Origin of the sequence: Erysipelothrix anatis (genome assembly GCF_009828745.1) — a bacterium.
In the GTDB taxonomy this organism is placed as follows: Bacteria; Bacillota_I; Bacilli_A; order Erysipelotrichales; family Erysipelotrichaceae; genus Erysipelothrix; species Erysipelothrix anatis.
Map to the genome: position 1 here is coordinate 1 of NZ_WTSX01000004.1, position 12,483 is coordinate 12,483.

General features: G+C 33.9%; 19 protein-coding genes and 1 tRNA gene. 6 read left to right on the plus strand and 14 right to left on the minus strand.

What is annotated here, in order from left to right; translation table 11 throughout:
- The first annotated feature begins 241 nt into the window (after positions 1 to 241).
- Complete coding sequence (locus tag GVV19_RS03580) at positions 242 to 991, plus strand: hypothetical protein (RefSeq protein WP_159645631.1); 750 nt, start codon at positions 242 to 244, stop codon at positions 989 to 991.
- Between the two features lie 81 nt (positions 992 to 1,072).
- Here the strand turns inward: GVV19_RS03580 and GVV19_RS03585 are convergent, their stop codons facing one another.
- The 6 genes from GVV19_RS03585 to GVV19_RS03610 are packed head-to-tail and all read right to left on the minus strand — an operon-like array spanning position 1,073 to position 4,598.
- Positions 1,073 to 2,455, minus strand: coding sequence for a PcfJ domain-containing protein (locus tag GVV19_RS03585; protein ID WP_159645634.1), 1,383 nt, complete (start codon positions 2,453 to 2,455; stop codon positions 1,073 to 1,075).
- Positions 2,448 to 2,978, minus strand: a complete 531-nt coding sequence (locus tag GVV19_RS03590; RefSeq protein WP_159645637.1) for a hypothetical protein — start codon at positions 2,976 to 2,978, stop codon at positions 2,448 to 2,450. The genes GVV19_RS03585 and GVV19_RS03590 overlap by 8 nt, the downstream gene beginning before the upstream one ends.
- Positions 2,959 to 3,201: a hypothetical protein gene (locus GVV19_RS03595; protein ID WP_159638280.1), complete on the minus strand. Its 243-nt coding sequence runs from the start codon at positions 3,199 to 3,201 to the stop codon at positions 2,959 to 2,961. The genes GVV19_RS03590 and GVV19_RS03595 overlap by 20 nt, the downstream gene beginning before the upstream one ends.
- Positions 3,192 to 3,707 carry a hypothetical protein gene (locus tag GVV19_RS03600; protein ID WP_159645640.1) on the minus strand — a complete coding sequence of 172 codons (516 nt, stop codon included), beginning with the start codon at positions 3,705 to 3,707 and terminating at the stop codon, positions 3,192 to 3,194. The genes GVV19_RS03595 and GVV19_RS03600 overlap by 10 nt, the downstream gene beginning before the upstream one ends.
- On the minus strand, positions 3,704 to 4,429 hold the full coding sequence (locus tag GVV19_RS03605; protein WP_159638276.1) for a conserved phage C-terminal domain-containing protein: 726 nt from the start codon (positions 4,427 to 4,429) through the stop codon (positions 3,704 to 3,706). The genes GVV19_RS03600 and GVV19_RS03605 overlap by 4 nt, the downstream gene beginning before the upstream one ends.
- Positions 4,413 to 4,598, minus strand: a complete 186-nt coding sequence (locus GVV19_RS03610; protein WP_159638274.1) for a hypothetical protein — start codon at positions 4,596 to 4,598, stop codon at positions 4,413 to 4,415. Before GVV19_RS03610 ends, GVV19_RS03605 begins: the two co-directional genes overlap by 17 nt.
- 237 nt (positions 4,599 to 4,835) lie before the next feature.
- Between GVV19_RS03610 and GVV19_RS03615 the strand changes: the two genes are divergently transcribed.
- The gene (locus GVV19_RS03615) at positions 4,836 to 5,723 is read left to right on the plus strand and encodes an Abi family protein (protein WP_159645643.1); all 888 of its coding nucleotides are present in this window, start codon (positions 4,836 to 4,838) and stop codon (positions 5,721 to 5,723) included.
- On the opposite strand, the gene GVV19_RS03620 is transcribed toward GVV19_RS03615, so the two are convergent.
- Genes GVV19_RS03620 through GVV19_RS03630 form a run of 4 tightly spaced genes read right to left on the minus strand, consistent with a single transcriptional unit; the run spans position 5,716 to position 8,019 of the window.
- Positions 5,716 to 6,636 (minus strand): tyrosine-type recombinase/integrase, encoded by a 921-nt coding sequence (locus GVV19_RS03620; protein ID WP_159645645.1) that lies wholly within the window; start codon positions 6,634 to 6,636, stop codon positions 5,716 to 5,718. The two genes, GVV19_RS03615 and GVV19_RS03620, sit on opposite strands and share 8 nt — an antisense overlap.
- A 16-nt stretch (positions 6,637 to 6,652) precedes the next feature.
- Positions 6,653 to 7,162, minus strand: coding sequence for a glucosaminidase domain-containing protein (locus GVV19_RS03625; RefSeq protein ID WP_159645648.1), 510 nt, complete (start codon positions 7,160 to 7,162; stop codon positions 6,653 to 6,655).
- A complete protein-coding gene (locus tag GVV19_RS10850; protein ID WP_268891703.1) occupies positions 7,152 to 7,274 on the minus strand; it encodes a hypothetical protein in 123 nt (40 codons plus the stop codon). Before GVV19_RS10850 ends, GVV19_RS03625 begins: the two co-directional genes overlap by 11 nt.
- Positions 7,267 to 8,019, minus strand: a complete 753-nt coding sequence (locus GVV19_RS03630; RefSeq protein ID WP_159645651.1) for a phage antirepressor KilAC domain-containing protein — start codon at positions 8,017 to 8,019, stop codon at positions 7,267 to 7,269. The genes GVV19_RS10850 and GVV19_RS03630 overlap by 8 nt, the downstream gene beginning before the upstream one ends.
- Positions 8,020 to 8,092: 73 nt before the next feature.
- Between GVV19_RS03630 and GVV19_RS03635 the strand changes: the two genes are divergently transcribed.
- Positions 8,093 to 8,320 (plus strand): hypothetical protein, encoded by a 228-nt coding sequence (locus tag GVV19_RS03635; RefSeq protein WP_159645654.1) that lies wholly within the window; start codon positions 8,093 to 8,095, stop codon positions 8,318 to 8,320.
- Here GVV19_RS03635 and GVV19_RS03640 read toward each other — a convergent pair.
- Genes GVV19_RS03640 through GVV19_RS03650 form a run of 3 tightly spaced genes read right to left on the minus strand, consistent with a single transcriptional unit; the run spans position 8,317 to position 9,017 of the window.
- On the minus strand, positions 8,317 to 8,505 hold the full coding sequence (locus GVV19_RS03640; protein ID WP_159645657.1) for a hypothetical protein: 189 nt from the start codon (positions 8,503 to 8,505) through the stop codon (positions 8,317 to 8,319). The genes GVV19_RS03635 and GVV19_RS03640 overlap by 4 nt on opposite strands.
- A complete protein-coding gene (locus GVV19_RS03645) occupies positions 8,498 to 8,782 on the minus strand; it encodes a hypothetical protein (protein ID WP_159645660.1) in 285 nt (94 codons plus the stop codon). Before GVV19_RS03645 ends, GVV19_RS03640 begins: the two co-directional genes overlap by 8 nt.
- Positions 8,772 to 9,017 carry a helix-turn-helix domain-containing protein gene (locus GVV19_RS03650; RefSeq protein WP_159645663.1) on the minus strand — a complete coding sequence of 82 codons (246 nt, stop codon included), beginning with the start codon at positions 9,015 to 9,017 and terminating at the stop codon, positions 8,772 to 8,774. Before GVV19_RS03650 ends, GVV19_RS03645 begins: the two co-directional genes overlap by 11 nt.
- Positions 9,018 to 9,166: 149 nt before the next feature.
- Here GVV19_RS03650 and GVV19_RS03655 point away from each other — a divergent pair, with 149 nt between their 5' ends.
- The 3 genes from GVV19_RS03655 (at position 9,167) to GVV19_RS03665 (ending at position 12,314) form a co-directional block, all read left to right on the plus strand.
- The gene (locus GVV19_RS03655; protein WP_159645666.1) at positions 9,167 to 9,619 is read left to right on the plus strand and encodes a helix-turn-helix domain-containing protein; all 453 of its coding nucleotides are present in this window, start codon (positions 9,167 to 9,169) and stop codon (positions 9,617 to 9,619) included.
- Between the two features lie 302 nt (positions 9,620 to 9,921).
- Positions 9,922 to 11,196 (plus strand): MFS transporter, encoded by a 1,275-nt coding sequence (locus tag GVV19_RS03660; protein ID WP_159645669.1) that lies wholly within the window; start codon positions 9,922 to 9,924, stop codon positions 11,194 to 11,196.
- A gap of 98 nt (positions 11,197 to 11,294) precedes the next feature.
- Positions 11,295 to 12,314 carry a tyrosine-type recombinase/integrase gene (locus tag GVV19_RS03665; protein ID WP_159645672.1) on the plus strand — a complete coding sequence of 340 codons (1,020 nt, stop codon included), beginning with the start codon at positions 11,295 to 11,297 and terminating at the stop codon, positions 12,312 to 12,314.
- 75 nt (positions 12,315 to 12,389) lie between these two features.
- Here the strand turns inward: GVV19_RS03665 and GVV19_RS03670 are convergent.
- A tRNA-Arg gene (locus GVV19_RS03670) sits at positions 12,390 to 12,465 on the minus strand.
- Positions 12,466 to 12,483: the final 18 nt, after the last annotated feature.

A 12,483-nucleotide genomic window follows, 5' to 3' on the forward strand; every position in this document is an offset into this window, starting at 1 on the left:
ACATGATAAAGCTAAGTACGAACATGTAGATTCTATTAAGTACAATTCATAATGAATTGACTCTATTTGCATACACTACTCTGCCTTATTCGTTAACTTATCCCATCAGATAACCTACATGTTATTTGAATTTTGTGAACTCCACTCAAAGCCTTTATAGAGTTGCTTAGAGTTATGTTTTTGATTTTGATAGTTTTTGTTATTAAATATGCTAATATACTTAGAGATAGGAGGATTATTTATGTATCGTATTTTCTCTTTATTCTTAACGTTAGACCTTTTAAATATCTTCGGATTTGTTTCATCCATAATTGTTCCAATTATTACGACTTTACTAACTATTTCGGCTTTTTACTTTTCACGTAGAAAACTTAAAATTACTTCAGCACTAGATGATGATAAGACATATCATAGCTTCTACGAAAATGATCTTTCCGTATTTAAATTTGGTGGCGATGATAGTCCCAAATTGAAAACACCTAAAGATTGGCCAAACTACTATAGGATACTCACAGTAATTATTACTAATGAATCTCCTAAACCAATTCGTATTCAAAATCTACTCATTCATGATCGGAATAAAATGATTCCAATTGTCGATCGCTTTAATTTTAATTTTGCAAACAACAGGACATTTACCAATGACGAAGTAACACTTATTTCTTCGGGTATACTCTCTGGTGAGAATAATATTTGGTTCCAAAAAGTCAACCTATTCAACCCTACTAATATTTTGGTTGAACCTTACGAATCTATGATCCTAAATTATGCAATTGATGCTAACGTAAACACACTAACCGTTGATGCATATACCACACTAGTTCAAAATTGGATATTTAAGTCGTTCTTTATAGTCCGAGAGCGTTGCAAATCTGATTTAAATAGATTATTCAAAGCTATCAAGATTAATTTCTTAATAAATCAGAAAACCACTGAGCACGACTATAAAACCTTTTCTTCGAAGGCGAAAGGAAGTAAAATTCCAATTTAAAAGTAACATTTAGATATACTTGCTTCTCCATCTTTTACAATCGTCATTTTATTTCCATTTACTGAACACTCTTTACAACCTTTATATGCTGGCTGCGAGAGTGTTTTTATTATTTGATAGTTTTTTGCGTTTCTTACCCTGTTTGCTATTTTTAATAACCCAAGGTAACCACTCATTATTTAAGAATTCTTTAACTGATTCATAATGTTCATTTGATGAATCTCTGTTTCCATACCCATGAACTGCACTAATTTTATGATTGTAGTGGTATGTGAATGTATAGAGCGAAGTTTCTTTACGATTTTTCAATCTAACAAACATAATTGCAATTTCTTTATTAGAGTGGCGCTTTAGATAGGATTCACCACCTACACAATGTGATAAGTTTTTACCTTCCTGAACAATGTCTGCCAATCCTGATGGAGCAACCACTGAATACAGATCACCATCATACTCTAGTGTTTTTAGTTTCTTGGTAACGTCTTTAACCTTAGAGTTTTCTTTCGCAACTTTAACAAGGTTCAACGCAGCAACTGCTTTATCGTGCGCAACTTCTAAGTCTTTCGGGTAATTGATTAAATCAATATCGTCATAAGCATTTAGTTCATTCATAGTGCCGATGTAATCGTCGTAGTAAGATAGGTTTTTATTTTGCTTGATAAGATAGTTTTGCACTTTAACCCAATTGGTACTCTTGCTACGTGTTTTAACTGCACTAATCGGTATAAGCTTTCTCGCTTCCTTTACTACATCTACTCCGGTTTCTACTTTTAATAAATGGAATCTGTAGTCCAGAAACGACATATCTTCAGTTGCAATAGTTTTCCAATCGCGAGTTATTCGCTTCTTGGTTAGTATTCGATAATCAATTCTATTGTTTAAAATATCGTCAAACATGTTAATCGAACCATTCTTGTATGTTAGAGCAAGATTTTTACGATGCTCATATACGTGCTCGTACGATTTACCATTAATCAAATCATGCGGGATCCGATACAGTGGTGAGTTTTCAACCAACTGCTTGTGATTGTGTTCGTAATGATAAAACATCGTATACATCCAACCACCTATCCCTGATGTTGCATTTGTACCTGATGCATACCATCCGTAATTCGTATGATGAATTTTTAAAATCTCGTCATTTTGCATAACGGTCATATTCCAAAGTGTATATTCAAAGCATTCTTTTAGTGTTTTTCGATTGATACGCTTTTCAACTCGCCACGTTTGATATTCAATCTTCGAACGATTACTCACATAAACTCCAAAATATCCATAGGCTTCTAATTTTATGAAGTTAGTGTTAGAACGTAGATGAAGTACTCGTTCGCGATCTGTTCTGCTTGTTGTAGCAATCAATTCCCCCTTACGTTTGAAGATTATCGATTCAAAGTGTGATTCAGCCCAACTTTTAAAATCTTCTGGAAGTGGTAATCGATTATCAAATAGTTCTTTTTCATTCATCAAACAGTGACTCCTGATGTTCTTTTTCCATCATTTTGGTAATTTTACGAGTTTTCTTCGTGCGTTCCAGTTTCTGTTCCGCAGTTTCGTTAGCGATGTATTCGCCGATTTGTTCCATTGTAGGAGTTACATACACTTCTTTGACGACCTCTTTGATTACTTCTTTAACGACTTCTTTAGTTTCAACTTTAAATTTTTCTTTTGGTGCAGTAGGCCACTCCATCAATTCTTTCGGATCAATAGTTTCGGACGTAAAGTACTTGGTTGCCATTTCATGTTCCCATTCCGGTGTTGCATCAAAAACACCATGACTACCAAATCTTTGCGCTTCCTTAGCACCCTGGGCGTAGCAATATTCAGTAGCACCTTTTATTGTTCTATCATCTTTCAAAATACCATTAATCAATAATTCATCATCTTGATTGCATAACCAGACATGTAATCGCTCCCCAACTGGTCCTAAATCATTCTTCATTTCTTCTAGCATTTTCTCATGTGCAAATTCAATTTTGCTTTTTTCCATGTAATGGTACCTCCTTGAACTTCTTCGCAAAGTCATTCGCTTTAAGTGTTATTAATTGAGAATTGTGAATGAACCCAATAATGTCGTTACCATCTTCATCCATCAACAATTGACGAACCTTTATTTCTGTGCCTTTTTCAAACCATGTTCCTTGAATATAGTCAGATTTTCGAGCCGTCCAGTATATATTTTTCTCTTCAATAAGTGCTGCCACTAATTCCATTCTCCTCTCATGTATGATTCAATACTTTCGTTTTTAATATCCGTATCACCATAAGCATTAATTAAGTCACTCATGATTAATGCGTAAATCATTTCAAACTCATTTAAATCTCCTGTGCCGTTGATTACATGTTCTTGAACTCGTTTATCGAACAAACTTCTTTCGTTGCTTGTGAGCGAAATTAGATATGATTCCAAACGTTTTACGCTAGCTAATGAATCATGGCCAATACTCACATTCTCGGATTGTTTGCTTGATTCTTCTAATCGCTCTAGAATGTCTGCAAGTTTTGGTATGTATTTAGATGATGCTGCAATTTCCAAAGTAGCTCTCTTCACATCATGTGCACTAAATTGTTTAAGACTGTAGTGCCATGCCTTAGCGAGACGTGCTTCATCACTAACATTCCAGTTAGGATGAAGGTCTTTTATCACGGCCAAGCACTCGACAATATCTCTTAATTGGACAAGATTATTTTGTTCTTGCAGGTTTTTTGAGATTGTCATTCCATTTCTCTCAACATGTCGGCAAATCCGTTCGAAGATTTTTGTTTATTCTTGGTAACTTCTTGATTCAAGTAATTTTGAAACTTTGTACCGAACAAAGTTGATGGTTGCAAGTATTTACTCATTTTTGAGTCATTGATCCACTCAAGGCATTTTTTATCGATAACATCTTTAAAGTCCTGGAGTGTAAAACCTTCATTGAATCTTGCATTTACATGAGATTTGACATCTGCAGTTACCTTAAATCTTTTTCCAGCTCTAAGATTCAAGTAATTTACAATTTCTTCGAAAGGCACATTATCTTTAATATCTTTATTATTTAGTAGTTGTTCTTCAGTAGTTATTAAATCAGTAGTTATTTGTGTCTGATTTCCCGACATCGGTTTAACCGTCGACGGTTCTTCCGTGTCGGTAAACCGGACACGGTGAGGTGTTTCGTAGAGAAAGTAATCATATCCACCAAATTTGCCATCCGTACGAGATTTTTTATCTCGAACTAAGTAGCCATAATCTTCCAATTCTTTTAATCCAGTGCGAATGCTTTCTCTACCTTCTTTTAGCACAGATACCAAGCCCATTTCTGTATAATCCCATGTATCTGGAAGTGACAACATAAATGACATTAGTCCTTTTGCTTTTAGTGTCAGATTTTTGTTTCTCAAATGATGATTAGACATCATCGTGTAGCCTTTATTTTTTTCAATTTTAAACTTCGTTGACATGATTCCCTCCATCACTTTTCAATACCTTGAATTGGCCATCAATTATTTTTTCATTCATTGCATATGACCAGTGCAATCGAGTTCTTGAAATTTTAGTTTCTTTTTCAATATGTGGAATTGATCCAGATGCTATGACTTTTCCAGTCGTAACATCGACTAATAGATACATATTTATCACTCCTTTTCTCTATTTATTTCGGTAGATAACCTGTATATTATTTGTAATTTCAAAAACTAGATAATTGGCACTCACCAAGCCTTCTAATAACCTTTTTAAAAATCTATACTTTTTTATATTTAAGTCATTGATTTTCATGCGTCCCCATGTTAAGATTCATATGTGAACGGGGTACCTTAGTACCAGCAAAGGGAGCTACAGCTTCCTTTGTTTTTTTTAGGAGAAAATATGGCTGACATTTTTTTGACTCATAATACTCAACTAAAGAAGTTGAGAAACAAAAATTTAGAAGTTCCTGCAAGAGCAAAACGAATACTAGAATCCGAAGGATACCATGCCGTAATAAATGGATATAGAGATCCCTTTAAGGCAACTACCAGTCCTGAGTTTATTTTTTTACCAGGAACACATTTTGATGAAATATATGCACTTTATGAGATGGATAGAGATTTAAGAAATGTATTCTTAAAAAAAATACTGAAGATTGAACAAGCACTGAGGTCCTCCATCGCATACCATTTTTCTAGTAATAATAAATCTAATAATCGAGCATACTTAGACTTTAGAAATTTTGATTATACTAGAACTCAAAAGAATATTATGAAGCACGGAAAACTAAGGACAAAATATATTGGCACCGATGTACACAATGTAATCGCTACTCTATCAAAAAAAATGTCAAGCTCTCATAATGAAGTAATTAAGCATTATATTACTGAGCATCAATCTGTTCCGCTATGGATACTTGTTAACACTCTAACGATGGGCGAATTGCTTTATCTATATACTTTTCTTATGCCAAATCAAAGAGCTGCTGTAGCCAAAGATTTTAACGTCACTGATGATGAGTTGCATTGGTTTATCGAACAGTTGAAAATTTATAGAAATAAATGTGCTCATGAAGAGAGATTCTATTGTTATAAGCAAAGTTGGGGAATGACAGATGTCTATCATTTACACAACCGTATGAAGTTCTTTTTCACAAAATCTGATGCAAATAAATTGGATAGAAATGTAATAAATACGTTTACAAAGTATTCATCAAGTTTTAAGACAATACCGTTCTCCAATCTTTTGACAGAAATGGGTTATCCTGCCAATTATCTAACTACCTAATATCCTCCATAGATTTTAAATAGTCTTCTAGTGTACCTCTTGTATATACTCTCGTTGTTTCAACGCTCGAGTGGCCAAGGATATCACTTAATTGTGCGAGCTTCAGCTCGCCTTTTTTATTTACAAAGTTGAAACCAAAGTAATGACGGAATGCGTGTGGTTTGACTTTCTTTTTATTGATTTTGCACATACCGGCAACTACTTTTAAACCATCATAGATTTGCCTGTATTCAAGATTAACAACCTTATCGACATCTTTATCCAATGCCTTGGTGAATGTTCTTATTTCACGCCCTAGAGGTCCTGGTAATGGAACTCTACGCACTTTACCCTTGTTATCAACCGATACAAAGTTATTCTTAACTGCAGCAACTGTAAAACTTGGAAGTTCATTGACACGTACTCCAGTTTCGCCCATTATCCGAATGGCAAAGTATAAGTTCATATTTTCTAATGCTTTTGCTTTCATCCACATTCTTTTGTATTCGTGTTCATAGATACGATGCGGAAGCGTGTTGTCGTTTTGACTTTTGACCTTAGAGATTTTCAAATCACCCAGATCACAATAAAATAGGAAACGATTAACCGAAGTTATGTATGAATTAATTGTTGATACTGCTTCATATTCTTCGAGCAAATCTTGCTTCAGTTGAATTAAGTCATCTTTACTCATAAAATCATCAAAACTCGAATATTCGTTGATTAGCTTCTTAGCGCCTCGCATGTAGACTTTTATGGTGCTATCTGCAAACTCGCTTTCATGCAATGATTTAGGATAACTCTCTAAGTATTCCAATAAATCTTCTTTAGTTAGTTCAGGCACTTCATCTAGTTCCTTTTGGATTGCTTCAAGTTGAGCCTGCAAGAACGCTCGTTTAGAGTTCTTGTTTAAGTTTTTGTTTTTCTTAGCCATTAAGGTTCCTCCATTCTCATGTCAAAGCCTCCAATTCTTTGTAATAAAGTTCAGTGAAAGTATTTAAATCACTCTCTCCGCAGTTCTCGCAATAACGATTTCGTATTGCTTTTAAGTCATATCCATAGGTATTGACATAATCTGTTAATAATTCTCGCAGCGCTAAGATGCTTTCATATTTCGCATCAAATATTCGGTAGTTATCCAGGGTACATTGCTCGTTTGGGGATCCGTTGCATTTATAACCACCTGCATTATTGTTGTAGACCCATAGGTCACTTGTTCCATATCCTGTCTCTAGGTTGAATGTAGCGTTCACTAGGGCTTCAAATTGATAATCAACAGTTGATACTTCTACTTCTTCTAATTCTTGTTGTGGCTGGATTAAAGTGGGGATTTTAGCGATTGAACTTGTGATTACCTGTTCTTCATGAGATAATTTAGAAGAACTACTAACACAAGCAGTAGATTCTAAGAACACTACCAGGACAGCAATCGTGATAAGTGTTCTTTTTTTATGCTTCATCGTCAGTCCACACCTCTTTGAGCCATTTGCTGACTGCGTATGTTAGTAAAATCGTTGCACCAGCTTGACTTGTTACCATTACAGTAGATACTGTTATCATTGCGTTAATCATGACCGTTCTCCTGTTCTATTGTTGGCAGTACATTGTTATCTTTTAATAAGTCATATAGGAATAAACGTCCTTTTTGTGTCCACTTAGTATTCATAACTGTTTTTTCTAAACCGATAGCATCTTCAATTACAACGGTTTCGGAGTGTGTATATCCTTTTGCCTGGTGTTTTTGATATAAGAGCCACTGATCAGATTGTTTAAACTGAACACCTAATTTATGCAATAACTTATTCAATGCTTGTCCACTCATTCCATAGTCTTTAGCAATCTGTGTTATGGTAACTAATGACTTTGATTTTAAAATACGGTCCATGTAGTCGACTTTAGGTTTGTATTCTCCAATTAATTGGTTTTGCATATCGATTAGTTTTTGTTGATTCGCTGCAAGCATTAACGCATCCGAATATGTTTGAGGAACCTCATATTTTCCGTATAGCCTAATATCTTTAAGTATTTTCTTAATCTGCTTTTTAAACTGTTTTGCAATAGGTTTTCGAGATTGCATCAATACTTCGTAGAGACCATCCTCAGTTAAGAACCACATTTCTCGATTTTGACCTGAGGTAAAGATTGTTTCCTTCAGCTTTTCGTCGTCATCGACAGTTTCTAACATCACACTTGCTTTAGAGTGTTCAATCCATTCCGCGACATCCTGCGCTAAAAATAGTGGGTTGTCTGTATTTCCATAAATCTTGAAATTTTTATTCAATACTTCAGTTTCTTTAATTATTTGTAAATCATTCATTAAATTTCCTCTCTTTCGTTTAGTGTATTAGCTTCACCTCGTGCTATCATTGATATGAAAGGAGGCTATGACTATGTATAATGCAGTTGTTAGGTACTCTAACGGTTTCACTCAAGAACTTATAAATGTTAGTAAAGTGATTACATTTGTTCAATACGAAGCAAAGATCACACACGATATTAAGACCTTTATTGCTGATGATGTAACCGATGCCGTTTACGCGATACTGTCCGAGGACGGTAAATATGTAATTTTCGATAAAAGTTTACTTTTAGATATTCAATTCTATAAGAGTAATTAACGTTCAATTGTAGTTAATGAAATAAAAATGCTAACTGCTTGTGCGAGATTCAGTACATCTTGCGACGTTCTGCAGTTTGTTGCTTCTATTTCTGACAAAAGTTTTGAGACTGTTCTTTCGTACAGAGCAGTTTCTTTTTTTATATAAATAGCACCATCAATTACGATTTCTTTTTCTTTATCCATTGCTAGTCTCCTTTCGTTCTTTTTCTGATAGGTATTGTTTAAGTGCAAAATTAAAATCAATACCTGTAACTTTAAACACTAATTTCTTCTGAACCTTAGTAGGCCTTGCATCAAACTCTTTCGGAGTTTTTAAACGTTCAATACGCTTACATTCATTAAAGATGTTGTCAATTACATCTTCTTTAGAAGATCCAATAAAATGCTTAATTGTCGTCTTAGACACAAAAGGAGTTGGATCCTCTAGCATGATTCTGTATGCTCGTTCTTTACTTGTCATAACACCCCGTTGTAGATTTAAAATCTACTTTCTTTCCAAAAAAAATCGCATCACTTTCTTCCCGAGATAAATCTAACATTTCCACTATTCTTGTTATCTCACTCCCCTTCCACTCATTTATACCATTTACTTTCCTGTAAACAGATTGTGGGGTAATGCTTAGAGTCTCAGCTATTTGTTTTTGCTTGATCCCTTTTTTTAACATTAAAATCTTAAGAAGTTGTGTATTAGTCATATAACTCCTTTCTAGTAGATTTTAAATCTACAAACAGATAATACCATTCAGTTGATTTTCAGTCAACTATTTTATTGATAACTAAACAAAAATGTTGATTTTAAATATACAAAGTGTTAGATTAAGTATGTAATACTTAGGAGGTGAATATGTCAAAACTAGGAGAACGAATAAAAAAACAAAGGCTAACCGTTCATTTAACTCAAGAAGAACTCGCAAATAAGCTTGGCTACAAATCTAAGTCATCCATTAATAAGATTGAGAATGGGGAAAATGATTTACCTCAATCAAAAATTAGTTCTTTTGCAGATGCACTCAATACTACGCCCGCTTATTTGATGGGTTGGACTGATAATAATTCAGTCGAACTATCATCGGATCCTTCAATTAGTGATGCCAATGACAATGACTATTATGGTGATCACCACGCTAATTTGAAACATTTATCTGATAAGCCTGACTTGTTACACCTTTATAACGAAATATATAACAATCATACTTTGCAGTTATTGTTTGATAAAACACAGGATTTAACACCAGAGGATTTAGAAATAGTGTTAAACCTGATTGATGGTTACAGAAAAGGCAAAGGGTTAGAATAAATTTATTGGAGGATGTGTGTGTGAGTTTTGAAGATTTTTGTAGTTTCAATAATATTGTTGTATGTTTAGATAAAAATATCGGGACACATGTAAGAGGATTTTGCTATCATGACGGGATCAATTACGTTATTTTTTTAAATAATAGGTTTGATAGACATCAGTTAGGCGATACTATGATTCATGAAATTATTCACATTATGGAAAATCATTTCGTCATAGATCGTTCAAATTACCTAGATGCAGAACAAGAAGTTGACTTATTAATAAACACAATGAAGATTTCATTCACATAGGAGAAAAAAATGACTTTTATAACAATTTTAATGGCTGCAGCCTCAATAGTTTTTGCCGTTTTAGGAATTAATCAAATTTATTCCGGAGAAATACTATTATCATTTATATCAATTTTAGGTTCTATTATCTGTCTCTTTAATATTTATTTAATTATGACTACAGATTCTGAACCAATTAAGAAAAGAAATACATCACAAAAAGGAGAATATTTGAATTCAAGAATAAATGAATACAAAGATAACAATGGAACAACCTTAAACGACCAAATTCTCGAACCCTTGTATGAATCCGGTAGGTCAACTAATGTTAAAAATACCACTAAATCAAATATTCTATTTATTAGCAGCTCAATTGGATTAATCTATTTTTTATATTTAATTACTTATATACTCACATCAATGTTTACAATTAGTGGTGACTCATTTTATGATTTAGGCACAGCAATTGGAGTTACTTTATTGATACCACATGCAATAGCAGTTCTTTCAGCTCTAATATTTTCATTTGTAGGATGGTACTTTAATAAAAAATGGGCTGCGCTAACAAGTGGTATTCTATACATTGTATCAATTCTTTTTATGCCTCTATATTTTCTATTTGTCGTTGTGCAAGCAGTTTTATCGTTCGTTGGAGCATTCAAAGTAGATTCAAGAAACTTAAATAGTGATCCTGAAATTTTAAACCATAGAAAAAATTCAATAGCCAATAATAAAATTGTAAAAGTTGTATTTGGAATCGTGCTTATTACTGCACCGATATTAGTTGGTATACAAGCAGCAAATTCTAATAAACAAAACATAGCACCAATAACAGATACACCGGATAAATCAAAAACTACGACATCTTATAACAAGCCAGTGGTGCAAGAAGAGAATGAACAAGAAAAATCATATGGAATTGGAGAGCCTATAATTATTTCTGAAAAAGGAAAAGATCTTTACTCATTCACTGTGAACTCCATAAAAACAACAGATGAACGCAATCAATTTTCCGAAAAAGAAGTAGAACAGGTCATCGTTATTAACTACTCCTACGAGAATATCGCAAATCCTGAAGATGTGTATATATTCTCAAGTCACTTTAGTGTGATTGACGAATCAGGAAATGTGTCCGAAACCTATCCAGCGGGTAGTAACGTTTTCCCACAAAAAGCACCAATCGGTGCAAAAAGCCATGGTGAAGAGAGCTTTGGATTATTATCATCAAGCAGTAAAGTAACAATGTACTTTAAGCCTGAAATGTTTGGTGACTTAAAAATAAAACTAGAATTACCAGTCGAATAAAAAAAACACCGGCGGTCACCGGTGCTAAGTACAACTAAGAATCGCGCAGATTCCCTTTTGTTGTACCTTAATTTTACAAAAAATGGAGGTTAATAGCAATGGCAGTGACAAAAACAAACTCTGGTAGATGGAAAGCTAAAATTAATTATAGAGATGATGAAGGTTCTGTACGAACAAAAGAAAAGCTTTTCGACACAAAAAGTGAAGCGAGGAATTTTGAAGTTGATTTTAGACGACAAGTCAAAAGCGATACCCATGAGAGAGATTCTATAACTTATCAAGAAGTATTTGATTCTTATTTACTCTCAGTAAAAATGAGAATATCCAATAAAACCTATAATGAAAAATTATACTATGTTAATACATTCTGGAAGAACATGCTTCCAAAACGTTACACGAGTATCTCGAAAAAAGATTGGATGAACGTCTATAACAATATTTTAAGTTTAGATTATTCGATAGGTTACAAAAATAAAATTATAATAAACCTTAAAGCAGTAGCCCATCACGCATACCTTTATTATGATTTGCCGGACAACACTAAACTATTAGAAACAATTCCAGAACGGAAGAAGATTGACCACCCTTTTTGGGATGCTGAGGAAATGACAAAAGTCTTGGATTCCATTTCTAATAGAACAACTCGACTTTTGGTGAAATCACTCTTCTATACAGGTGCAAGGCGAGAAGAATTGAGGATGATAACTAAAAGTGACTTTGATGTTAAGAATAATTCATTTATGATCCGAGATAACAAATATAGAACATTAAAAACCGCAGGCAGCAGTCGCATCGTAAAGATTCATGAAGAGTTGGCCCTAGAGATAAAAGAAGTGCTCAAATTCGAAGGAGAGTTCATTTTCGGTGGCATTGAACCTATTTCCAAAACAACGCTCACAAGGCACTTTAAACAAGCAATTAAAGATAGTGGTGTAAAAGAAATCAGATTACATGATTTAAGGCACTCACACGCTACAATATTAATTAACCAGGGAGCCAATATTATTGCCGTTTCTAGACGACTTGGGCACTCAACAACCTCACAAACTCTCAAAACGTACGCACATTTAATGCAAAAAAGTGACGATGAATTACTGGATATAATTGAAAGAATCTAAGATTGTAGGGGTTTTGTAGGGGTTTTCTACATAATGGTACAAAAAAACCCACTATTAAGTGGGTATTATTTCAATTGGCGTCCTCGGAGGGATTTGAACCCCCGACCACACGCTTAGAAGGCGCGTGCTCTATCCACTGAGCTACGAAGACACTGCGACTATTATAATA

Excerpts from the sequence above, each read along its gene's own strand:
- GVV19_RS03580 (WP_159645631.1), top strand. The coding sequence starts at position 242 with ATGTATCGTATTTTCTCTTTATTCTTAACGTTAGACCTTTTAAATATC.
- GVV19_RS03585 (WP_159645634.1), bottom strand. The coding sequence starts at position 2,455 with ATGAATGAAAAAGAACTATTTGATAATCGATTACCACTTCCAGAAGAT.
- GVV19_RS03590 (WP_159645637.1), bottom strand. The coding sequence starts at position 2,978 with ATGGAAAAAAGCAAAATTGAATTTGCACATGAGAAAATGCTAGAAGAA.
- GVV19_RS03595 (WP_159638280.1), bottom strand. The coding sequence starts at position 3,201 with ATGGAATTAGTGGCAGCACTTATTGAAGAGAAAAATATATACTGGACG.
- GVV19_RS03600 (WP_159645640.1), bottom strand. The coding sequence starts at position 3,707 with ATGACAATCTCAAAAAACCTGCAAGAACAAAATAATCTTGTCCAATTA.
- GVV19_RS03605 (WP_159638276.1), bottom strand. The coding sequence starts at position 4,429 with ATGTCAACGAAGTTTAAAATTGAAAAAAATAAAGGCTACACGATGATG.
- GVV19_RS03610 (WP_159638274.1), bottom strand. The coding sequence starts at position 4,598 with ATGTATCTATTAGTCGATGTTACGACTGGAAAAGTCATAGCATCTGGA.
- GVV19_RS03615 (WP_159645643.1), top strand. The coding sequence starts at position 4,836 with ATGGCTGACATTTTTTTGACTCATAATACTCAACTAAAGAAGTTGAGA.
- GVV19_RS03620 (WP_159645645.1), bottom strand. The coding sequence starts at position 6,636 with ATGGCTAAGAAAAACAAAAACTTAAACAAGAACTCTAAACGAGCGTTC.
- GVV19_RS03625 (WP_159645648.1), bottom strand. The coding sequence starts at position 7,162 with ATGAAGCATAAAAAAAGAACACTTATCACGATTGCTGTCCTGGTAGTG.
- GVV19_RS10850 (WP_268891703.1), bottom strand. The coding sequence starts at position 7,274 with ATGATTAACGCAATGATAACAGTATCTACTGTAATGGTAACAAGTCAA.
- GVV19_RS03630 (WP_159645651.1), bottom strand. The coding sequence starts at position 8,019 with ATGAATGATTTACAAATAATTAAAGAAACTGAAGTATTGAATAAAAAT.
- GVV19_RS03635 (WP_159645654.1), top strand. The coding sequence starts at position 8,093 with ATGTATAATGCAGTTGTTAGGTACTCTAACGGTTTCACTCAAGAACTT.
- GVV19_RS03640 (WP_159645657.1), bottom strand. The coding sequence starts at position 8,505 with ATGGATAAAGAAAAAGAAATCGTAATTGATGGTGCTATTTATATAAAA.
- GVV19_RS03645 (WP_159645660.1), bottom strand. The coding sequence starts at position 8,782 with ATGACAAGTAAAGAACGAGCATACAGAATCATGCTAGAGGATCCAACT.
- GVV19_RS03650 (WP_159645663.1), bottom strand. The coding sequence starts at position 9,017 with ATGACTAATACACAACTTCTTAAGATTTTAATGTTAAAAAAAGGGATC.
- GVV19_RS03655 (WP_159645666.1), top strand. The coding sequence starts at position 9,167 with ATGTCAAAACTAGGAGAACGAATAAAAAAACAAAGGCTAACCGTTCAT.
- GVV19_RS03660 (WP_159645669.1), top strand. The coding sequence starts at position 9,922 with ATGACTTTTATAACAATTTTAATGGCTGCAGCCTCAATAGTTTTTGCC.
- GVV19_RS03665 (WP_159645672.1), top strand. The coding sequence starts at position 11,295 with ATGGCAGTGACAAAAACAAACTCTGGTAGATGGAAAGCTAAAATTAAT.